Source organism: Chitinophaga sp. RCC_12 (genome assembly GCF_041360695.1).
GTDB lineage: Bacteria > Bacteroidota > Bacteroidia > Chitinophagales > Chitinophagaceae > Chitinophaga.
Genome location: NZ_JBFUPS010000002.1, coordinates 593,541 through 616,132 on the forward strand (window position 1 = coordinate 593,541; position 22,592 = coordinate 616,132).

Below are 22,592 nucleotides of genomic sequence, written 5' to 3' on the forward strand. Positions count from 1 at the left end.
AATCCTTTAAAGGATTACTAAAATAATCATTATTCTGTTCTCAGGCTCTTTACCGGGTTAATAGCCGCTAACCGGTGGGTCATCCACACAATAATTACCCCTACCAGTATTGCCAGGGTTAAGCCCACAATCAGGAAAGGCAACACCCCAATGTTGATCCGGTAGGCATAGTCCATCAGCCAGCCATGTAAGAGATACCACGATAATGGCCAGGCAATGATATTGGACACAACAATGATTCCCGAAAACTCTTTTATAAAAAGCAGGAGGATGTGTAAGCCCGATGCACCGAGTACTTTTCTTATTCCCATCTCTTTATTCCTCTTTGCAATACTCATAGTAACAATTCCCAGCACCCCCAGCAACACAATCATCAGTGATACTACAGTGGCAGCCTTTGCAGCCTTCCGCATTTGTGCTTCCGTATCGTATAACTGCGCTATACTATCATCCAAAAATTTGAAATCAAAAGGAGCATCCGGGAAAACCTGCTGCCACTTGCGTTGCAATGCAGCTACCTGTGTAGCCGTATTTCCAGGATTAAAGCGGAACGATAAATACCGGTATATATTTATTCCCCGCACCGGCTGAAAATAAACCGGGCCTATGGCATCATGCAGGGACCCAAAATGAAAATCCCGGGTAACACCACTCACATATAGCACCTGGTTAAAATTATGCAGCCGCAGCGGCTTATTAATGGCTTCTTCCGCACTCCGCCAACCTAATGCCTTTACGGCCGCTTCATTAATAATAATTTTGGCAGCATCTTCCGGGGCGCCATTATAAAAGCTTCCTGCATCCAGTTTGATATCGTAAGTGGCCAGATAGCGCTCATCTGTAATAAGCGACACCGCCGAAACCGCAGTACTGGAATCATTTTCCGGTCTGTAAATCCTGCTGGCGCCACTGGCTGCCCCGTCGGGGATCACGTAGGCAAAGGTGGCATCTTTTATTTCCGGCATTGCCCGGAACTCCTCCCTCATACGTTCCATATGCGCAACACCCGCTGTGGTCCAGTCGCGCGGCACGGCAACAGTCACCAACTTTTCCTTATTATACCCAAGATCTGAATTGAAAAAGAAAGCCACCTGACGGTCTATTACAATCGCAGCAATAAATACCACGATGGCCGTCACAAATTGTACGGTTACAAGCGACCGCCTGAATAATAATTTCTCCTTTACATCCTTTAGCTTCCCTTTCAATGCGGTAACAGAAGGTTGCGCTGATAATACAAACGCAGGATAAATACCAGCCAGTAAGCCGGTAAACAGTATTACCAACAATGGTAACACGGCAAACCAGGCAGGAAAAGAAGATAATGCAGGAATATCTTTCCCGATCATCTCTCCAAACAAGGGTCTTACTATAAAATACAAACCCAGCGATACAATAAAAGAAAAAGTAACGACTAACACCGACTCGGTAATAAACTGAAATATTAACTGCAGCCGCTTCCCTCCCATCGCCTTTCGTACGCCGATCTCCTTTAATCTTGTTAAAGAATTACCGATAGAAATATTGACAAAATTTATAATCGCCATCAGCAGGATAAACAATGCCACTAATGAAAATACGGTGATCATTTTTCTTGCGAGCCCTTTATTCATAAGGAGGTACCAGTTCTTCAAAGATACCGGCGTTACCTCCAGCGTACGTTGAATTTCTGCATTCGTATTGGTAGCTAATAATGTTTTTATTGGCCCCCGGAGCTGGTCAGCAGTAACGCCCGGTTTCAGCATTACATAGCCCACAATATAGGGCGATAACCAGCTGTTAAATCCAAACTCTCTTCCGAAATAACGTATACTGGCGGGTGAAAGAAATATTTCATTTCCGGGTTTAAAAAAGTTGGTGATGGTATTAAAAGGCAGATCTTTTATTACAGCAGTTATTTCAAAATTATCATTCCTTCCATCGAAGGATTGTATCCTTACTAACTTCCCTACGACATCTGTTTTGCCAAAATACTGCTTTGCTTTCTTCTCCGTAAGCACCACCGCATTGGGCTTATCCATTGCTGTGCGCGGATCACCATAGGCAACCGGAAAATTAAACATCTCAAAAAAAGTTGAATCCCCTGGCTGTACCCCTTCCCTGAAATGCTTATCTCCCACTGAAATAACAACGTTGATTCCATCGTGAGCATAGGCTTTTTCTACCAACGAGGGATAATTATCCTGAAGTGCTTTGGTTAGTGGTCCAAACGTTGTTAACTCCGTTCCTGTTTCCGGATTTGCCCATTTGCTACTCAGCAGAAAGATGCGGTCGCCATTCTTCACAAAATGGTTTACCTGGTACTCCCCCCAGGCATATGCACCGATCAACAATACAAATGTGATCCCGATAGCTAATCCCCAGATATTCACGACAGCAAAAAAACGGTTCTTCGCCATATTTCTCCAGGCAATCAGAAAGTAGTTCTTTATCATAAACAGATGAATAGTAGTTTCTTCTTCCCGCGAAAAAAATGCCGCACCACAAGGTATTGATGATCAATAATCTTCTAAGAGATTTTTGTCCGGTACCGGACAACTTTTGTTCACTTTTGCACGGGAGTATCTTGTCCGGAATGGTACCTGTCTTCTGTAAATTACCATATAGATCCTTTCTTTTTATTTGTATTTTGTACACTTATTCCTCGTTAGTAAATATTTAAACATGAGAACACTGTTTTGCATAAGCTTTCTATTGTTAACCCAATGGGTATCTGCTCAAGAGAAAAATATCCGCATTGCTACCCGCAATATCAGCCTGGTATACGGCATTAACCCGGAAGGCCGGTTAATACAACAATACTTCGGACAACAGTTACAGCCCGATATGGCGGATACCCTTGCTAAAGGCAAACAGGAGGCCTATATAACCGCTGGCATGGAAAGCCTGCTGGACCCGGCTATCCGCATCGTTCACAATGATGGAAATCCATCCCTGGAGCTAAGATATGATAACCATACATCCGCAAAAACCAGCGATGACATCATTGCAACTACCATTACACTTAAAGATCCCGTATACCCGGTAACCGTTATCCTCCACTTTGAAGCATACTATAAAGAAGATATTATCAAAGCATGGACGGAAGTAAAGCACAACGAGAAAAAACCGGTACAGCTAACAGCCTACGCCTCTTCCATGTTGCACCTGAAAGCAGATAAATACTGGTTAACGCAATTCCACGGCGATTGGGCAAAGGAAGCCAATATGCAGGAACAATATCTTACCACCGGGATGAAAATCCTCGACAGCAAACTGGGCGTAAGGGCTAATATGCTGCAATCGCCCCTGTTCCTGCTGTCATTAAATCATCCTGCTGAAGAAGAGAATGGCGAAGTATTAGCTGGAACATTGGCCTGGACAGGAAATTTTAAATTTGGATTTGAGGTAGATGAACATAACTCGCTCCACATTAATTCCGGCATTAATCCTTACGCCAGCGACTATACGCTAAAGCCAAACGAGGTTTTCACCACGCCGGCATTCATCTTCACCCTGTCGGCCAAAGGCACAGGACAAGCCAGCAGAAACTTTCATCACTGGGCACTTAACTACGGCATCCTTGATGGACATTCCCCACGTTTAACCCTGCTCAATAACTGGGAAGCAACTGGCATGGACTTCAACGAACAACGGCTGACCGGTCTTTTCAGCGGCGCCAAAAAACTGGGCGTAGATCTGTTCCTGCTCGATGACGGCTGGTTTGCCAATAAGTTCCCACGCAATGCAGATAATGCAGGCCTGGGCGACTGGGAACATAACACCACCAAACTTCCCCATGGATTAGGCTACCTCGTACAGGAAGCAGAAAAACAAAACATAAAGTTCGGTATATGGCTGGAACCGGAAATGGTAAATCCAAAAAGTGAGTTGTATACAAAGCATCCCGACTGGATACTTCGCCTGCCAAACCGCGCTGAAAACTATTACCGCAACCAGATGGTGCTGGACCTCACCAACCCAGCGGTACAGGATTTCGTGTATGGCGTGGTAGATAAAACCATGTCGGAAAACCCGGGCATCGCTTATATCAAATGGGATTGCAACCGGATGCTAACCAATACCTATTCTCCTTACCTGAAAGAAAAGCAGTCGCACCTTTTTATCGATTATACCCGTAGTTTATACAAAGTGCTCGACAGGGTAAGAGCGAAATATCCTCACCTGCCAATCATGCTTTGCTCCGGTGGCGGCGGCCGCACAGATTATGGCGCCATGAAATACTTTACCGAATTCTGGCCAAGTGATAATACCGACGGACTGGAAAGAATTTATATCCAGTACGGATACTCACACTTCTTCCCGGCCAATACAATGGCGGCACATGTCACCAACTGGGGCAGCCAATCCCTGAAATTCCGTACCGATGTAGCCATGATGGGCAAACTGGGGTACGATATCAAAGTGGATGATTTTACAGAGAAAGAATTACAGTTCAGTCGTGATGCAGTAACTACGTATAAGCGTATCAGTGATATTGTGTGGTATGGCAATCTTTACCGGCTTATTTCTCCCTATAAGGAAAACAGGGCGGTATTCCAGTATACCAGCGATGATCAGCAGAAATGCATTGTTTTCAGCTACCTGATGAACATCGCAAAAAACGACGTATTTACACTCGTAAAACTGCAGGGACTCGATCCTCAGAAACGTTACCGCATCAACGAAATAAACCTGTTCCCGGGAACACATTCTTCCTATCATTTTGATAGGCTCTATAGCGGCGATTTCCTGATGAAAGAAGGCATTCAGCTGGTGCCTGGCAATGGCAGATCACTAAGCAGCAACATCCTTGAAATAACAGCCGAATAAAGTACCGTATATTTAAATGCCCTGTTTCCAGTAACGATGGAAACAGGGCATTTTCTTTTGAAAGAAAATGAATCGCAGGTGATTTATTATCTTCAATACTTCAAACTACAGGGATATGCTTCCTTTCGCCAATATGCCTTATGGTAATGCCCCTGGATACTGCTTTCCGCTAACGGAGATCTGTATGTATATCCTCTTGCTTATTTGCGGCTGGCACGCCCTGAAAAAGGGAACCGCACATATGGCGTGGTTACTGGGGGCACTGTGTTTCGGGTTGTTGCTGGAATATGTAAATGTAGCCACCAGCAGCGGCTATGTATACGGGCAATTCTGGCTCATGTTGGGTAAGGCGCCGCATAACATTCCGTTTTGTATTGGCTGTGGTTGGGCGGTCATTATTTATTCGTCGCGTTTATTTACAGATAATTTTGGGTTGCCATTATGGGCGGCAGCGGCGCTGGACAGCCTGCTGGCATTGAACATCGATGCAAGTATGGATGTGGTAGCCTATCGCCTGCATATGTGGCACTGGGATTGGGTAGGCAGGGGGTATCCTTCGGAAACACTCACCGGTCAATGGTTTGGCGTACCGTACGCTAATTTCTATGGCTGGTTGCTGGTAGTATTTTTCTATTCCCTCTTTGGCCGGCTGCTGGAAAAAGTAGCCGTCACCCGGGTATGGAAAGCATTGCTGCCTTTACTTTCCATTCTCCTTTCACAGGCAGCCCTGTGGATATCCTTATTTCCATTGGCCGATTTACTGAAACAGGCATTTGGCATCAGCAGTATGCATCGGCTCATTGCTTTGATAATACTATTGGCGTTAATGGTAGCAACAGGTTTTGCCAGGAGAAATAGCATCAGTGGCCATTACTTTCCACTGGCAGCCTGGATTGTTCCTTTATGGTTCCACGTGTACTTCCTGGCCTGGCTATTCCTGGGTGGGTTCTCCCGTGAAAATAACTGGATGACGGCTTTCTCGCTGTTCAATGCAACAATTGGTATATTGATACACGTACCCATGTTGATAAAAAAGCAGCCTGTAACTATTTTAACAGAAACATGTTAATATTAATACTTAAATAATTTTTACTGGTGAAAACACTGATCGGTTATCTAACAGGTGCAGAATGGCATATTTACATCAAAATAGGCAGTATCGTCTTACTGATCCTTATTTTCATCGGATTGATTGCTACCATTCTGCTTGAAAACCGCAACCCGGTAAAGGCTATCGGTTACATCCTGGTGCTGGTATTTATTCCCGTTGTTGGTTTAATTGTTTACTACTACCTGGGACGTGACCTTCGTAAAAGAAGGCGGTTTACGCTGAAAGGCAGTAAAGATGAAGTATTGTTTTCGAGGTACTGGGAGTCGCAAAAACCACTGATAGAACAAATGCAGGTAGAGCTTCGGCGGCTGGCAGGAAATAAACAGGAGATTTCAGCCATGCTGCTTAATACGCGGCAGTCTATCCTCAGCAAAAATAACAGGGTACAACTATTGATCAACGGAGAAGAAAAGTTCCCGGTGGTTTTCAGCGCACTGCGTGCTGCGAAACATCATATTCACATAGAGTACTACATGATTGCAGATGATGACGTGGGCAATGAAGTAACCAACATCCTGATCGAAAAATTAAACCAGGGCGTACAGGTCCGTTTTCTGTACGACGATATGGGCAGCGACCGGATCGGGGATATTCCCGAACGGTTAAAGGCGCATGGCGCCAGTGTATATCCCTTTTCTCCTGTGCTCGTAGATTTTTACCTGAACGCCAATTACAGAAATCACCGGAAAATTATTGTGGTAGATGGCAAGGTTGGTTTTGTCGGCGGCATCAATCTCGATGAACGGTACATCAACAATGGCAAGCATCCTACTTTCTGGCGGGATACCCACCTGAAAATTGAAGGTGAGGCGGTAAACATACTGCAACTACAGTTTCTGATGAGTTACCGTTACTGCAGCAAAGAAGTATTTCCTTTTGCTGAACCGTTTTTTGGCCGGTCAGATTTAACGGGTACCTGCTTCGTAGATATCGTTGCCAGCGGCCCTGATTCAGAATGGCCTGTTGCCATGCAGAGTATTCTTATGGCTATTAATATTGCCAAGAGAAGAATCAGGATCTCTAATCCTTATTTTATTCCTACTGAAGAGCTGCTCACCGCGCTCCAGATGGCGGCGCTGGCCGGGAAAGATGTGCAGCTGATGCTGCCGTTGAAAGGCGATTCCTACATTGTACAACATGCCGCACTCTCCTATCTGAAACCTTTGCTGGCGGCAGGTATCAAAATATATTTTTACACGCGTGGTTTTATTCACGCGAAAACGATGGTGATAGATGATAATCTTGCCTGGGTAAGTTCCGTTAATTTCGACAACCGCAGCTTTTACCTGAATTGTGAAATAGGTGCTTTGATCTATGATACAGAGGTGGCTACCCGGCTGAATAAGGTGTTTGAAGAAGACCTTTTATATTCAGTTCCCGTTCAGGAAACCCGCTGGAACAGGCGCAATATTCTAAAGCGGTTTATGGACGCTGTTTGTCGCCTCCTTACACCGCTGTTATAAGCCTTAATCCTTGTCTTCTTCCAGGTCGAGGAACTCACCGTTGTCTTCTTCCAGATCTTCGTGCCTGTCGCCTCCCAGGCTGTAAATATTGTTTTCCTCATCTTCCTCTCCGATAGCTTCTGCTTCATCGTCGAGTTCAGCACCGGGAATATCAAGGTCATCTCCCACTTTATCCTGGCGCCAGGTTTCTTCCTGTTCATTATTTTCCCTAGGCTTCTTTTTATCAGGCGATAATTCACTGTTTCTGCGGAAAGACCCGGTTACCTCGTTAATATCCAAGTCTACTTCTTTATCCCGGTTCTTTTTGTTCATGATATCTTCGCTGGCAGGGTATTCAGGGTATCCGGGAAACTGATCATCTTCATTTTTAGGTAGTTGTTGATCTTCCTTTCCGGTTTTATTCTTTTTGTTGCTCATAATCAAATCTTTTATTGAGTAGGAAAGCAGAAAATGCCGTGCCACATAAAGCAGCAGGCATTGTATCAGGATGATAACAACGCAGGAGAATGATTGTTTACAGGATGGATCAGCGTTTTTTTCCTACCAGGTTTAACTGTACTGATAAGCCGGCAGAGTACAGTTTCACCTGTCCCAATCCGACCCCATGCAGGGGAATTTTTGCATATGGCTGTAGCCCAACAATTAACCTTCTTCCGGCTGGGTGCTGGTAAAGGGCGCCAACATTCAGTATGGCAAGATAATGCTGGTTTTCATTTTTTACCGTGTTTTCCTTGTCCGGAGTATACTTGTAGATATACTCATATTTTTCTTTCAGCATAATATAATTGGAGATACCAAGTGTGGCACTCACCGTATTATTTTTTACCTGTAAGAATGTATAGTTGATATTCACTGGTATATCGAGTACATCACAATTCGCATTTACCTTAACAACAGGATCCCACGGGTTACTGTAAAGATGTTTATAATCACCGTTTGTAGCGCCATATAGCTTCTTACTGTATACAACTCCACTTGTAACAAACCAGTGCTGGCTAAAATAATAATGCGCCAGCACACCGGCGTTGAAGCCAACGTTTCCATATTTAAAAGAGGGCGCAACGTTCAGATCTGGTCCGAAAGTTACTCCTATATACAATCCTTTTGAGTTGATCTTCCGGCGTACAGGTTTTTCATCCTGATCCGGCTGTAACTTAGTATCTACGGGTATTTCAACAGGTCTTCCTATTTTCGTATATCCGTTAAAGTTATTACTGTTCTTTGTTTTCAGCAGATCAAGAAAGGTCTGATTAATGATTGGGGGTACCCTTTTATCATTGCCGGTTTCTTTTCCTGCATCAGCAGTGATATCAGGTGTAGTTGTTTTTTCCGGTATATCCTGACCTGTTGTTTTATTTGCCTTCGGCAGATAGGTGTCTGTCTGCGAAAAGGTTTGCTGACGGCCGGTGTTTACGGCTGTTGTATTTGTTTTTGGCAGATGGATTCCTGACGGGGAAATTGTTTGCTGTTGGGCGGAATTTCCTGTCGTAGTATTTGTTTTCGGCAGCTGTTTACCTGGTGATAAGTTGCTGTTTTGCTGCGTTTTTGTTGCTGTTGACGTAGTAGTTCCGGGCGGTTGCACCGTACTGCTATCCGGCGTGGCAACGCGTTGTCCGTCTGTTGTAATGGTATGCGCTTGCTGATCTTGTATAGAATCTACTGTTGCACGTGAAACTGTTTTATCCGTTGCTGACGGTTGCATGATCCACCAGCCTAAGCCTCCCAGTACAGGCAATAACAACAGCCACCACCAGCCTGCTGGTCGTTTCTTATTATTTCCTGCATCAAGCTTCGATTCCATTTTTTTCCAGGCATCCTGGTCAAAAGGAATATCAGCTTCATTCAGCTTATTACGGATACTATTTTCAAACGCGTCATTCATTTTTGTATAAGGGCATATTTATGTCTATTCCATCAGCAGTGCTCATGGATGCTTTAATAATTCTTTCTTTCAGTATTTTTTTTGCTTTAAATAGATTCGATTTGGAAGTTCCTTCTGAGATTCTCAACATACCTGCTATTTCCTGGTGCTGGAAGCCTTCCATTATATACAGGTTGAAAACAGTTCTGTAAGCCGGAGGCAAAGCCTGTACATGTTTCAGCAATTCATCATAGGATAGTTTGTCGATAATTTTTTCATCCGTTCCTGGTTCCGGTACCTGGTTGATATCATCCGTAAAAACCAGTTTCTTTTTACCTCTTAAAAAATCGATGGCGGTGTTCACCATAATTCTGGCCAGCCATGTTTTAAAAGGCCGGGAGGTATCGAATGTTTCAATGTGTTGGAATATTTTAAGAAATCCGTCGTTCATAATTTCAACTGCCTCATCTCTGTTCTGTGCATATCGCAAACAAATGCTGAGTCCATACCCGAAAAAGTTCCGGTATAACGCTTCCTGACTGCTGCGTTCTTTTCTGCAGCAACCGGCAATCACTTCATTAATATTATTCAGCTCATGCACAAAAATATTCTTACCTGCTTTTGGTATTAGGTGCTGTTATTTTTTTTGTCAGGGAATAATTGTTTAAATAAACTCCAGGCTGAAGATAGATACGGTGGAAAATCAAAAAAGGTTGCTTTTTCCGGAAAAATAAAGTTTTCGTTCAAAAACACACATTTTTAGCCGGTTTTATCCATTTTACCCCTTTTTCAACACTTATATCCATCCAAGAAGAGATCATTAAAATTTACCGCCTTTCTGAAGGTCGATTTCCGGGCATTTTTGCTTATTTTTTTGTTTGTGCCCGGTGATAAACCAAAAAAACGGGCAGATTGTAAAAACAATACTACCCGATATAAAAGCTTTATATTTTTATCGTCCCATATAAACCATCAGGATTTGTACATCACTTGGATTAACTCCACTGATGCGACTTGCCTGACCAAGGGTATGCGGACGAATTTTATTAAATTTCTGTCTTGCTTCGTTCGACAATGAAACCAGTTTTGCATAATCGAAATTGGAAGGTATCACGAGATCTTCCAGTTGGCTCATTTTCTGCACCAGTTCATTTTCCTTTTCAATGTATACATCGTACTTGATCTGGATTTCTGCCTGTTCCAAAATATCCTTACTAAATCCGGCGAGTGCCTGTCCTATTTTTTCCACCTGGTCTTTCATGGCAAAAATATCGAGTCCCGGACGTAATAAAATCTGGTGAGCTTTCTGTTTTTGTGTTAACGGAGCAGAAGATTTCTCTGCAAGTAGTCCGCTGATTTCATCTGGCTCTATGGACAATTCTTTCAGGATGCGCTTAATTTGTTCTACGCCTTGTCTTTTTTCCTGCACCTTTTGCATTCTTTCCTCGGATGCCAGCCCCATTTTATAGCTCCTTTCTGTCAGGCGCAGGTCGGCATTGTCCTGGCGTAACAGGGTCCGGAATTCTGCCCTGGAGGTAAACATACGGTAAGGTTCTTCGGTGCCTTTATTAATCAGATCATCGATCAGCACTCCAATATATGCTTCGCTTCTTTTCAACACAAAAGGTGCTTCTTCCCGGGCCTTCAGGTGGGCATTTATGCCCGCCATGATACCCTGGCATGCAGCTTCCTCATATCCGGTAGTGCCGTTAATCTGCCCGGCAAAGAAGAGGTTCTGAACATGCTTGGTTTCCAGGGAGAACTGAAGCTGGGTTGGTGGAAAGAAATCGTATTCAATGGCATATCCCGGCCGGAACATACGGCAGTTTTCAAATCCTGGTACCAGGCGAAGCGCTTTCATTTGCACATCTTCCGGCAAAGAGGTAGAGAATCCGTTTACATATATCTCCACGGTGTCCCAGCCTTCCGGCTCCACAAATAACTGGTGGCGTTCTCTTTCTGCGAAGCGGTTTATTTTATCTTCAATGCTGGGGCAATAACGGGGACCTGTTCCCTGTATACGTCCCTGGAACATGGGCGACCTGTCAAAACCAGTACGGAGCATTTCATGTACGGCATCGCTGGTATAGGTAATCCAGCAACTTCTTTGTTGTGCGGGTTTAATTCTTTCGACATCCAAATAGGAGAATCCAACAATCTCTTCATCCCCTTTCTGTTCTTCCATTTTTGAATAATCGAGGCTCCTTCCATCAATACGTGGAGGTGTACCTGTTTTCAAACGGTCGCTTTCAAAACCCAGGGAAACGAGTTGTTCTGTAATGCCGGTAGCCGCTTTTTCTGCTACCCTGCCACCGCCAAATTGTTTATCCCCGATATGGATTACACCGTTGAGGAAAGTCCCATTAGTGAGTACCACTGCCTTGGCCTGGATTTCATGCCCTAGTCCGGTAACAACGCCGTGGCATCTTCCATCCTTCACTAAAAGACCTTTTACCATATCCTGGTAGAAGTCAACATTCGGCGTTTTTTCCAGTGCTTCCCTCCATTTTGCGGCGAAAAGCATGCGATCATTCTGCGTACGGGGGCTCCACATAGCGGGGCCTTTCGAACGGTTGAGCATACGGAACTGGATCATAGACTGATCCGTTACTATCCCGGAATATCCTCCAAGCGCATCTATTTCTCTAACAATTTGTCCTTTTGCAATTCCCCCCATAGCGGGGTTACAGCTCATTTGAGCAATGGTTTGCATATTCATGGTTACCAACAAAACCTTGGACCCCATATTGGCAGCAGCGGCAGCGGCTTCACAACCTGCGTGTCCTGCACCTACAACAATTATATCGTATGATGGAAACATAATAACTTTAGAAAGTGCAAAATTACGTAGAAGAAAGGAGAATGTGGTTGCCAATGTGAATGTTCCACGTGGAACATTCCGGGGAGGATTCAATAGCTCATCCTTAGCATCTTCTTTTATCCTGTTAATGTTTCACGTGGAACATTATTAGCTGGCAAGAGATGTAGTTTCTCAATTAGAAAGGATACTATTCAGATTCAAGGGCCTTTCATCAGTTATGAATTACCTCCTTAAAAGATCCGGTAAAACATCAGAAGTATGACGACGAATACACCCTTTTTTTATCGATCTCAATTATCTCTTAGTCCTTCCCTTTAGACACTTACTCAAACCCTCCTCTCCTCGCATAATAATAGACTGGAGAATCCCCTGCGGGAAGTATCTCTTTAAGTTGTAAAACACTTCCTCCGGAAATGAAATTGTTTCCCGGGCGATGAGTACCTACATCTTTAAGAACTTCCAACAAACAGGGAATCCAAAACAGAATTATCGTTTGTACCTCTGCAGTTTCTTGATACAAATGCAAAAAGCTATCAAGAATACACTTGACACCCGGCTTAAAGTCCATCCACTGTCATAGAAACTCAGCTATATAAAATCTGTAAATGCCGCTCCCCAAGCATCATTATTACGCAGGTAAAGCTACTCTTAGCATGCAAAGGTTGTTCGATAGTAATTCTGTAATAACAAGCCGGCTGGCAGAAAATAAACTCCAGGAAACCGGGCATCCTGGATTTCTCTCCATTATCTAAATGCTCCCATCTAAATCCTATACCTTTTCAATCTGCATAACTAAATGCAAAAGCCTACAGTTTGCTTCTGGTATTATCAACAGGTTCCTCAAACAACATCTACAGGCAAAGCCGGAATAGTAGTCAATTCCTAAAATTGGCTCAGAAGCATGGAATATCAAATGATATTCAGCAGAGCAGCGCATAAGAAGAATGTCTCTATCTTCCAAAGCCTGTTACCCCCCCTGGTTGTTTTGGAAAAAAAAACTGAAGGTCCTGTGTCGCTAAATTCGGTAAAGAGTACCAATGTCTCACCATCAACAAATACTGCTGAGGAAAAATACAACGACGCTAACCACCCATGAGCATTACCACTATAGCCATAATCTAAACCATTCTGGCGATATCATATTCACCTTGAAACGGCATACATAGATCACCATACGACTTGATAGAATCAAAAGCCCAGATCATGAAGGAAACAGCATTACCATGCTTATCATATGCCCGGTTCCCCCTTGTGAATTACGACAACCTCTTAAACCTTACAAATCAAAGCTCGGTTTTAAATAAATCCCTTTTTTGATGTTCCACGTGGAACATCAAAATTTGTTCTTTCTTATAGTAAATCTTTTATTGGAGACACTTCATGAAATGTAAAGAAAAGAATTATGTCCTTGCTTATGGACACCGTAACAGAATATCTGCAGGAATAAGATTAATGGCACCATTCGTAATATTAAACAGGAAATCGTTTCACTTGATTCCAAGCCTATTCATTCCCATAACCCTAAATGGGAATCCCCTCCCCAAATGCTATATGCAGAAAAATTGAAAAGATCTAGAAGCACAATACTTGCCTGGTGGGATAATACCTAGTGATACAATGTTGTCCTGGCTGCACAAAACCTATAATCAAATGCCTCTTTACCTCAGTCAATATCCCTTCCTCCTGCCCTGTTATATCGAAGGTCCAGGCCAAACGAAAAATAGCACCGTAAAGCAAATACAGGATTTACAACCACACTGTAAACTTATTTCAGGACTTAAAATCTAAATAGTAAACTTTAAACAGGATTATCAAGCCAAAGTGTAATTTTATTCCAGAACCTTTGAATAAAAAATGGAAAATCAAAAAGAAAGCCTTTGTTATTTTGTAACTGTAAAGCTATTACTGTACTATAAAGCTACACTGTAAAGCTGTATCTGTATTCAACGTTGCGGGGTGTAAAGCTTTTCCAGTATAATCACCCTGCGTCGTAAGGATAATTTCTTCACCTGTATAGCTATATTAGGACGAGACAGTGTATTGGGAGTGTATGGGAAGTGTATCATGAGTGTATCATGAGTGTATGAGGAATGTAAGGGAAATGTATGGGAACTATATAGGGACTATATGGGGACTATATGGGGAGTACGACATATACGCTACTCCTAAGTAACTGAGAAGTATCTGAGAAGTATACCACAGGTAATAACCCTATATGCAGGATCCCAGTTCTTACAACACCCCTAGGTCAACTATTTCCAACGATTCCAAACAATGAATGTTCCACGTGAAACATTGTAAGGCTCAAAAATCTATTTACTACCGAAATACTTTACCAGGTACTCATCCTCTTTACTTCTCATAAGGGCAGCGTCCTTTTTACTTTTGTCTTTAAAACCACATAAATGTAGTGCACCGTGAAAAATAACCCTGTGCAGCTCCTGGGCTACCGGTACCTTAAACTTATCTGCATTCTCCAGCACCCTATCCACGCTAATGTATATTTCACCTTCCGTAATGGCCGGGTTCTCCCCCATTTCAAAAGTTACGATATCCGTATACGTGTCGTGCTGCAAAAACTGCTTGTTGATCTCCAACAAGTAAGCATCTGAACAAAAAACGTAGTGTAAACTCTCTAATCCCTGTCCTTCTGCAGAAAAAAGATCCCTTAAAAACACCTTTAGCTTCCTCTTTTCTTTTAAATAATCCTTTACCTCGTGCGATGTAAACTGAATAGCCATCTATACTGAAAAAATTTATGTGGATGTAAAAGTAAAGTGAAATTTTGGATTGGATGACCTTTCTTTTTGCATATTGGCTATACAGCGGTAACTTTGCTTATCATTCATAAGTATGCTCCCCATTGTGCTGGTACTAAGTTTAAACAGATTAACAAGCAGGAAATGAAAAAAGGCATTATAAAACTATCGGCCCTGTCGACAGGAAAAAGCGCGATAATTATAGAATTTGCGAAAGACGATCTTCATATTAAACTGATGGAAATGGGCTGCGTACCAGGTGAAACAGTAAAAATTGAAAAAATTGCCCCTCTGGGAGATCCGATTTCAATTATGGTGGCTGGCTATAATTTATCACTTAGAAAAACAGAAGCAGATCATATTTGGGTAGAGGAAATTTAGTTTTCCTCTACTTTTCTCTTGTTTTTATCCCAAAAAACCAAGAAAATTTTATAACAAAAAGAGCATTTTCCGGAAAAAACACACTTTTACCGCTTTTTTTCCACACATTTTTGAGCTTTTTTTCTTCCTTCAATGAAATATTGATGGACTCCCCCACTTATTAACAAATCCCAAAAAAAAATTCAGTTTTCTCTTTAGTTCTTAGCCGAATCTTCCCTAATTTATTAACAATTTTCCCTTTTTACCCCTATTTCGACATTTTATACCAAGAAATTTTTGAGGGAAATTCTTCTTCTTAATTTCGCTGAGCAGATTCCGTTGTGAAACATTAACAATTGGCAGAGCGTTTAGAATGCATCCTGCCTAAATTCTCCGGCGTTCCCCTACACAATTGAAAAACACGCAAATCTCAGCACCTTCTCAACACGCCTACAATGCATCCTCAGTGTATAATCCTCCAGGTATAAAAATATTCCCGATTCTCAAAGCGTACCCAATGAGCTGAGCGCACCTCCGTTTTACAAAACCTGATCCGAGCCACGAAGAGTAAAAAAATTCAATTCTCAGCGCCCTCCTCAGCCGCTGAGAATTACACCGGAATACCATATCCGGGCATATACAACAAATCCTGTAGAATATTAGATTCTCAGATCACTACTTGCATCCTGACAATCGCCTGAAAATTTCCAGCGTACATGTTAAAAGCGGGTAGACAAATATTCAATTCTCAGGGCACTGCAAGTGAAGTGAGATTGCGACGTAAATTGAAAAAACAGGAACAAGTACAAGGAACTATTAAATATCAGATTCTCAGCGCTTTATCAAAGCGCTGAGAATCGCATGAAATATGTGCTGACAAGGCTATCCCAATCAACACTCTATTCTCAGCAAACTACAAGTCAGCTGAGAATTGCATGAAATATAAAATCCTGGGGTAACCCCAGTAAAAAGCAAAAGAATCAATCCTCATAGCCTTCTTTAAAAATCAATAAGCTGCCGTGTCAGAAAGCATTTATTTGTTTCAAAAAACATGGCTGAAGATCTCCTAACAACAGAAGTAGAAGGTCACTAAAGAGAGAAAAACCGTATGGATCAAAGTAGTTGCAAAAAAAATAAGGGGTTGACATTGTAATGAAAATCAAAACCATGGGGTATCCCTGTCTTCTAAAAAAATATTGAATTGTCAGGGCCTTAAAAAAATAACTACTGAGACTTCCTTAAAAGAAAAATTACGCACACGATTCCACGCAAAGAAGAAATATCTCTTTCTCACGCCAATATCAACGCGCTGAGAATCAAATATTCTCTCAAATCCTTCACTTACCCAATACCTCCTTTTTATTTTTAATTCTCAGGGCACTAAAAAACTATTTCAAAGGGCTTTTAACATCAAACAAATCAGGGGTACCAGTATTGTTGCGCTTTTATGGAGAATGGTGTAGTCCAATCACAGATAAGAGATTCTCAGAGCCTTTGTAACACGCTGAGAATTAATCGGTTCGTACATAAATACGAAGGCCGTCAGAATACAAGATTCTCACGGCCTTCGGTAAATACCTATTTTCTTATATGTAAAAAATAAAATTTAAATAGTCTTGTGAATCAGTAAGTTAAACTAAAGCCCGGCTTGTGCACTAATTTCCAGCATACGCTCAATTGGCTTTTTAGCGGCTATTCTCAGACTTTCTTCCATCGTAATTTCCGGTTGTTCGTATTCCATGCACAGATACAATTTCTCCAGCGTATTCAATTTCATGTGTGGACAGTCGTTGCAGGCACACGCGTTATTGGGCGGAGCAGGAATAAATGTTTTGCCCGGATTTTCCTTTTGCATCTGGTGCAGTATACCAGTTTCTGTAACAACGATATATTCCTGCGCATCATCTTTCTGACTAAACTTCAGCAAACCGGTGGTGGATCCGATGTAATCCGCAATAGCTAAAACTGCCGGTTCACATTCCGGATGCGCTATCACTTTAGCTTTCGGGTGACGGATTTTCAATTTTGTGATCTTTTCCAGGGAGAAAATCTCATGGACCATGCAGGCGCCGTTCCATAAAACCATGTCTCTACCCGTTTTTTTGATCAGATAGGCCCCTAAATTCCTGTCGGGGGCAAATATGATCGGCTGGTTGTGTGGCACGCTTTCGATGATTTTCTCGGCATTGGAGCTCGTGCAAATGATATCGCTGAGCGCCTTGATACCCGCAGAGCAGTTAATGTACGAAATCACAATATGATCCGGGTAACGGTCCCGGAACTTCTTAAACAGCTCCGGAGGGGCACTGTCGGCCAAGGAACAGCCTGCCTTGAGGTCAGGCAACAGCACTTTCTTCTGGGGACTGAGAATTTTTGCGGTTTCAGCCATAAAATGCACACCCGCGAAAACAATCATGTCGGCATCTGTTTTGGCAGCCTGCTGACTGAGGCCTAAACTATCTCCGATATAATCTGCGATATCCTGGATATCGGGTTCCTGGTAATAGTGCGCCAGGACGATAGCGTTTTTTTTCTTTTTCAAATTTTCTATCGCTTCAAACAAATCCAGAGAAGGATCGACTGATATATCCAAAAATCCGTTGCGTTGCAAATTTTTTTTCGCGTCAGCGATTTCCATAATCATAGCTATATACTTCTTTAAATATTTAAAAGAAAAGCCCACTACTATTAGGGCTGTGAATATGTGGAAATTTAATTTCCGGCTCACGTACAAATGTAGTTGTTATTCCTTTTTATTACGCTTTCCACACGAAATTAACATGCCATTTCCGCGTCAATACTGGGTTTTACTACTTTCATCCACATACGTGGATATCCTCCAAGGTTAAAATCTTTTTCGTGTGTAGTGTATTAGGAAAATGTTAAAAGAAGACATTTCGTATCCACATTTCCACCTCCGCCTTTTTAAGGGTAAATTTAACCACAATAACAAAATTAGTTTTACCTGTGGACAGAGGTACCTTTTCCCACCTTATTTTGCGTTTTACAGGGGTTTTTACACATCAATTGTGGAAAAGAATCTCTTGGAGATGAAAAATGGTCAAAAAGCATACGGGCCTAAATTAGCCCTGTTTTATTCACAAATTTATGTGAATTAGAAAATCTGCTTTTTTCACATTTGTGAATAACCTTTTTTAAGGTTTTGACACTTAATTTCCGCCAAATAGCTGTTGTAATCAGTGTTTAAAAATATTGGGTCCACAAAAAAAAGGAAGATGTGAATAAGCCCCTCATGTGGAAAACCTGTGAATGTTACATAGCCCACAAAAGTGTTATAAGCTCATGAAACCCTTTACTGTATTGCGTTTCAGAGCAAAAAATACTCTTTTGCAGTTACAGTTTATTTATTCTATTTTTGCTATCCTTAAAAATGTAGACTATATAATATATGTCAGTAATTCAGAAAATCAGGGACAAGTACGCCGTCATGATCGTTGTAGTGATTTGCCTGGCTATTGTTAGTTTCCTGTTGCAGGATGCCTTTTTTGGCAAAAGTTCTCTATCCCGTCGCGATACCAGCGTGGGTAAAGTAAATGGTGAAGATCTCGATTTGGCAGAGTATCAACGTCGAATTCAGGACGCAGAAAACAACGCGCGTCAGCAAATGCCTAATATTGACGAACAAACCCGTCAGTATATCCGCGAACAGGTTTGGAACGAGTTTCTGAATGAACAAATTATGCAGGCTCAATACAAAATATTGGGTATCAACGTAACTGAGGCAGAAGTGGTAGACCAAATCAAAGGTAAAAACCCTAACCCGGTTGTGGTGCAGCAATTTACCCGTGATGGCCAGTTTGACCGTAATGCTTTGCAACAGGCTATTTCACAGGCCGGCAGCAATCCACAGATCCGTGAAGGCTTACACCAGCTGGAAAGCTATATTGCGAAATACCAGGAGCGTTTGAAATACGTGACCCTTGTTAAACAAGGTATCTACTATCCAAAATGGCTGGCGGCGCAACAACAAAAAGATAACAGCCAAACAGCGACTGTATCTTATGTAAGCGTTCCCTATGCTACCATCTCCGATTCCACTATTAAAGTAACTGACGCAGAACTCGATCGCTTTATCCAGGACCACAAACAACTGTTTAAAGTAGAAGAGTCCCGTAAAATTGAATATGTATCCTTTGACGCTATCCCTTCTGCTGCCGACTCAGCAGCTGCTATTCAGCAGATAATGGCGATGAAGCTGGAACTGGATACCACGAAAGACAATATCGCCGGTTTTATCAACCGTAATTCAGATATTAAATATTACGACGGATATATTTCCAAAAATGAAGCGAAAGTTCCGATGAAGGATTCTATCGTGAATCTGCCTGTAGGAACTGTTTTCGGACCATACTACGATAATAACCTGATCGTTTTTGCGAAAATGATTGATCGTAAGAATATGCCCGACAGCGTAAAAGTACGCCACATCCTTATCGCTTCCGGCGCTCAGGGTGGTTTACCGGATTCCATCGCTAAAAAACGTGCAGATAGCCTTGAGCTGGCTGTAAAAGGCGGTGCAGACTTTAAAGCCCTGGTTGACCAGTTTTCTGATGATCCGGGTAGCAAACAAACCGGTGGTGAATATGAGTTGACTCCATCTTCCCAATTTGTTCCTGAATTCAAAGACTTCGCCTTCGATGGTTCAAAAGGTCAGGTGAAAGTAGTAAGAACACAATTTGGTTATCATGTTATTGAGATACTGGATCAGAAAAATATTGGTCCTGCTATTAAAGTAGCCTATCTCGGTAAGTCTGTAGAGGCCAGCAAAGAAACCAATAACAATGCATTTAGCGCTGCCAGCGGTTTCGCAGGTAAAAGCGGCACTGCTGCTGCTTTTGAAAAAACAGTACAACAGGAAAAGCTGAATAAAAGAATCGCTGATAATGTACGTCCAATGGATTTCGTGATCCCCGGTATCGGACAATCACGCGAACTGGTACGCTGGGCTTACGAATCCAAACAAGGTGATGTAAGCAAGGTATTTACCTTCGATGATAAATACGTAGTGGCTGTTTTAACCAACGTACGTAAAGAAGGTACTGCTCCGCTCGCAGATGTACGTCCTCAGGTAGAAGCGGAAGTTAAGAAACACAAGAAAGCAGAACAGATCATCGCTAAACTGCAAACTCCGGCTACCCTGGATGCAGCGGCTAAATCTACCAACCAACCGGTGCTGAATGCAGAAGGCGTTTCCTTCGCTACTCCATTCATCGCTTCCCTCGGCTTTGAGCCACGTGTTGCCGGCGCATCTTTCAATAAGAACTGGGGTACTGCAAAAGTATCTGCTCCAATTGAAGGTAATGCAGGTGTATATGTGATTAAAGTGGACAGCTTCCAGCCGTCTGCCCAACCGGCCCAGGATATCGCTTCCCAACAGGCGGCTTACGAACAAGGTGTTAAATCCATGCTGGATCAACAGCTGTTCGAAGTGCTGAAAAAGAAGAGCGATGTGAAGGATACCCGTGGTAAATTCTTCTAAATCACTACATTTTTTACTGACATAAGAAAAGGGAAGCACTACTGCTTCCCTTTTTTATTTCCCCTTTTTGTGCCTTTCTGCCCTTATTCCTATTCCTGCGCCGATATTCGTAAATTTGTATTCTTAAATAGGGACAAAAATGGAAGAAATCATAAATAAAGTAGCGCAGAGTGGACTGGAAACCATTGATTTAGAACAGTTTTACCCAAAAGGGGAAATTGTTGTTTTTGATATGAAGGATTACCTGTTTATGGAGCTCATTCTGAAAGAAAAGGATTTCCGGGCGGCTATGCAGTCGCACGACTGGGAGCAATACCGCGGAAAGAACGTGGGCCTTATTTGCTCTGCAGACGCCGTTATTCCTTTATGGGCTTATATGCTGGTAATGACCAACCTGGAACCGGTGGCGGCCTATGCTGCTTTCGGAGACGCAGCATTTATACACAATACATTATATCTCAGAAACCTGGGAGAAATTGACCTTTCTGCTTTTGCGGATAAAAGAATTGTTATTAAAGGATGTGGTGATAAACGGGTAGGAGAAATTGCTTACGCGGAAATTACACGCCTGTTGCGCCCGGTAGTAAAGAGTATTATGTATGGAGAGCCTTGCTCTACCGTGCCCGTTTATAAGAAGAAAAGCTAAAACCAGCCTCTTTTCCGGAAAAACAGTACCATCAGCACCAGCAATATACCCATACCTCCCAGTGTAAAATAATATCCATTGGGAGCTGCCAGTTCAGGCATATGCTGAAAATTCATTCCATAGATACCAGCAAGCAGTGTTGGCGGCGCCATTAACGTAGTTACCACCGCCAACACTTTCATGATTTCATTCATCTTCAGGTTCAACTGCGTATGATACATCTCCTGTAAGTTCAGTACCATATCGCGGTAGTTATCTGCCAGGTCATTACATTGAATAATGTGATCGTAGATGTCCTTGTAGTATTTAGTTACTTTATCATCCAGCAGATCGCTCTCACTTTTCAGAAAGCCATTTACCAACTCCCTTACCGGGGCAATAGCCCGTTTGAACAGGAAAACCTGGCGGCGTAAATAATTAATCCGTGCCAACGTACGGGTGTTGGGTTGATGTTGAACCAGGTCTTCCATCATTTCAATCCTTTCCCCCAGCTTATCCATAACAATGAAGTAATTATCAATAATTACATCGAGCAATGAATAACAGAGGTAATCGGCGCCACCATTGCGGATCCTGGATCCGGTTATCAACAACTTGGCCCGCACAGGGTCAAATACATCCCGTGCAGGGTCCTCCTGGAAAGAGATCACAAAGTTTCTGCCCAACACAATACTCACCTGTTCCAGGTCGATAGATGAGGTTTCACTATTGAAATAGATCATGGGAAGCAAACAAAACATCCGGTCATTGATTTCATCCATCTTTGCCCGCTGGCCTACACTCAGAATGTCTTCTTCCAGTAACGGGTGGATGATGAACTGTTCACATACTGCATGCACCTCTTCTTTCCTGATACCATCAATATTGATCCAGCTTAATTGCGGAGCGTTGGCATATTTAAAGGTGTCCTCTATTTTGTTCAGCACCAGCTCTGAGCAAAGATTAATATTATAATCAAAAACAGTGATCTTGGTTTTTTCCACCGGCTTGCGGGATGGGACTCCTTCTGCCGGATTAAAGTTCATGATGCGTTGCTTCTTCACCTTGAATGGGTTTAGTACTTGTACTACGCCGGGAATAGGCAATTTATTTTTGAAGGCCATATATGCTGATGTTAGCAGGATTGATTACCGAATTTAAAGCAAAAATCCGTTAATAGTAGTGAGGGGAACTATCATACCGGGTTAATTATATTTGTTTAAAGGAAAGTGATTAAGTGCCGCGGTTGTTTAAAATCACTCGTGCGGTGCCGAAAATAA

The 22,592-nt window shown here is 42.5% G+C and carries 14 protein-coding genes; 6 read left to right on the top strand and 8 right to left on the bottom strand.

Features of this window, described 5'->3' with window-relative positions:
• Positions 1 to 29 precede the first annotated feature (29 nt).
• Positions 30 to 2,435 (bottom strand): ABC transporter permease, encoded by a 2,406-nt coding sequence (locus AB6805_RS07730; protein ID WP_370908860.1) that lies wholly within the window; start codon positions 2,433 to 2,435, stop codon positions 30 to 32.
• Positions 2,436 to 2,664: 229 nt separating this feature from the next.
• On the opposite strand from AB6805_RS07730, the gene AB6805_RS07735 reads away from it, so the two are divergent.
• The 3 genes from AB6805_RS07735 to cls all read left to right on the top strand — a co-directional run bounded on the left by AB6805_RS07735 (position 2,665) and on the right by cls (position 7,386).
• Positions 2,665 to 4,812, top strand: a complete 2,148-nt coding sequence (locus tag AB6805_RS07735) for an alpha-galactosidase (RefSeq protein ID WP_370908861.1) — start codon at positions 2,665 to 2,667, stop codon at positions 4,810 to 4,812.
• A 184-nt stretch (positions 4,813 to 4,996) separates the two neighbouring features.
• Positions 4,997 to 5,881 carry a carotenoid biosynthesis protein gene (locus tag AB6805_RS07740; protein WP_370908862.1) on the top strand — a complete coding sequence of 295 codons (885 nt, stop codon included), beginning with the start codon at positions 4,997 to 4,999 and terminating at the stop codon, positions 5,879 to 5,881.
• A 26-nt stretch (positions 5,882 to 5,907) separates the two neighbouring features.
• Positions 5,908 to 7,386 (top strand): cardiolipin synthase, encoded by a 1,479-nt coding sequence (gene cls / locus AB6805_RS07745; protein WP_370908863.1) that lies wholly within the window; start codon positions 5,908 to 5,910, stop codon positions 7,384 to 7,386.
• A gap of 3 nt (positions 7,387 to 7,389) precedes the next feature.
• Here the strand turns inward: cls and AB6805_RS07750 are convergent, their stop codons facing one another.
• The 5 genes from AB6805_RS07750 to ybeY all read right to left on the bottom strand — a co-directional run bounded on the left by AB6805_RS07750 (position 7,390) and on the right by ybeY (position 14,809).
• Positions 7,390 to 7,803, bottom strand: coding sequence for a hypothetical protein (locus tag AB6805_RS07750; protein WP_370908864.1), 414 nt, complete (start codon positions 7,801 to 7,803; stop codon positions 7,390 to 7,392).
• 109 nt (positions 7,804 to 7,912) lie between these two features.
• On the bottom strand, positions 7,913 to 9,268 hold the full coding sequence (locus tag AB6805_RS07755) for an outer membrane beta-barrel protein (protein WP_370908865.1): 1,356 nt from the start codon (positions 9,266 to 9,268) through the stop codon (positions 7,913 to 7,915).
• Positions 9,261 to 9,848 (bottom strand): RNA polymerase sigma factor, encoded by a 588-nt coding sequence (locus AB6805_RS07760; RefSeq protein WP_370908866.1) that lies wholly within the window; start codon positions 9,846 to 9,848, stop codon positions 9,261 to 9,263. The genes AB6805_RS07755 and AB6805_RS07760 overlap by 8 nt, the downstream gene beginning before the upstream one ends.
• 351 nt (positions 9,849 to 10,199) lie before the next feature.
• A complete protein-coding gene (mnmG, locus tag AB6805_RS07765) occupies positions 10,200 to 12,068 on the bottom strand; it encodes a tRNA uridine-5-carboxymethylaminomethyl(34) synthesis enzyme MnmG (RefSeq protein WP_370908867.1) in 1,869 nt (622 codons plus the stop codon).
• Positions 12,069 to 14,380: 2,312 nt separating this feature from the next.
• Positions 14,381 to 14,809 carry an rRNA maturation RNase YbeY gene (gene ybeY, locus AB6805_RS07770; RefSeq protein ID WP_370908868.1) on the bottom strand — a complete coding sequence of 143 codons (429 nt, stop codon included), beginning with the start codon at positions 14,807 to 14,809 and terminating at the stop codon, positions 14,381 to 14,383.
• Between the two features lie 162 nt (positions 14,810 to 14,971).
• Here ybeY and AB6805_RS07775 point away from each other — a divergent pair, with 162 nt between their 5' ends.
• Positions 14,972 to 15,208, top strand: coding sequence for a ferrous iron transport protein A (locus tag AB6805_RS07775; protein ID WP_370908869.1), 237 nt, complete (start codon positions 14,972 to 14,974; stop codon positions 15,206 to 15,208).
• A 1,615-nt stretch (positions 15,209 to 16,823) separates the two neighbouring features.
• Here AB6805_RS07775 and nadA read toward each other — a convergent pair.
• Positions 16,824 to 17,825, bottom strand: a complete 1,002-nt coding sequence (gene nadA / locus AB6805_RS07780) for a quinolinate synthase NadA (protein ID WP_370908870.1) — start codon at positions 17,823 to 17,825, stop codon at positions 16,824 to 16,826.
• Positions 17,826 to 18,596: 771 nt separating this feature from the next.
• Here nadA and AB6805_RS07785 point away from each other — a divergent pair.
• On the top strand, positions 18,597 to 20,687 hold the full coding sequence (locus AB6805_RS07785; RefSeq protein WP_370908871.1) for a SurA N-terminal domain-containing protein: 2,091 nt from the start codon (positions 18,597 to 18,599) through the stop codon (positions 20,685 to 20,687).
• A 139-nt stretch (positions 20,688 to 20,826) separates the two neighbouring features.
• Positions 20,827 to 21,333, top strand: a complete 507-nt coding sequence (locus tag AB6805_RS07790) for a DUF2480 family protein (RefSeq protein WP_370908872.1) — start codon at positions 20,827 to 20,829, stop codon at positions 21,331 to 21,333.
• On the opposite strand, the gene corA is transcribed toward AB6805_RS07790, so the two are convergent.
• On the bottom strand, positions 21,330 to 22,436 hold the full coding sequence (gene corA / locus AB6805_RS07795; RefSeq protein WP_370908873.1) for a magnesium/cobalt transporter CorA: 1,107 nt from the start codon (positions 22,434 to 22,436) through the stop codon (positions 21,330 to 21,332). The two genes, AB6805_RS07790 and corA, sit on opposite strands and share 4 nt — an antisense overlap.
• Positions 22,437 to 22,592 lie beyond the last annotated feature (156 nt).

Coding starts and splice junctions, on each gene's coding strand:
- ybeY (WP_370908868.1), bottom strand. CDS start 14,809: ATGGCTATTCAGTTTACATCGCACGAGGTAAAGGATTATTTAAAAGAA.
- nadA (WP_370908870.1), bottom strand. CDS start 17,825: ATGGAAATCGCTGACGCGAAAAAAAATTTGCAACGCAACGGATTTTTG.
- AB6805_RS07740 (WP_370908862.1), top strand. CDS start 4,997: ATGTATATCCTCTTGCTTATTTGCGGCTGGCACGCCCTGAAAAAGGGA.
- AB6805_RS07775 (WP_370908869.1), top strand. CDS start 14,972: ATGAAAAAAGGCATTATAAAACTATCGGCCCTGTCGACAGGAAAAAGC.
- corA (WP_370908873.1), bottom strand. CDS start 22,436: ATGGCCTTCAAAAATAAATTGCCTATTCCCGGCGTAGTACAAGTACTA.
- AB6805_RS07785 (WP_370908871.1), top strand. CDS start 18,597: ATGTCAGTAATTCAGAAAATCAGGGACAAGTACGCCGTCATGATCGTT.
- AB6805_RS07735 (WP_370908861.1), top strand. CDS start 2,665: ATGAGAACACTGTTTTGCATAAGCTTTCTATTGTTAACCCAATGGGTA.
- AB6805_RS07755 (WP_370908865.1), bottom strand. CDS start 9,268: ATGAATGACGCGTTTGAAAATAGTATCCGTAATAAGCTGAATGAAGCT.
- mnmG (WP_370908867.1), bottom strand. CDS start 12,068: ATGTTTCCATCATACGATATAATTGTTGTAGGTGCAGGACACGCAGGT.
- AB6805_RS07750 (WP_370908864.1), bottom strand. CDS start 7,803: ATGAGCAACAAAAAGAATAAAACCGGAAAGGAAGATCAACAACTACCT.
- AB6805_RS07790 (WP_370908872.1), top strand. CDS start 20,827: ATGGAAGAAATCATAAATAAAGTAGCGCAGAGTGGACTGGAAACCATT.
- AB6805_RS07730 (WP_370908860.1), bottom strand. CDS start 2,435: ATGATAAAGAACTACTTTCTGATTGCCTGGAGAAATATGGCGAAGAAC.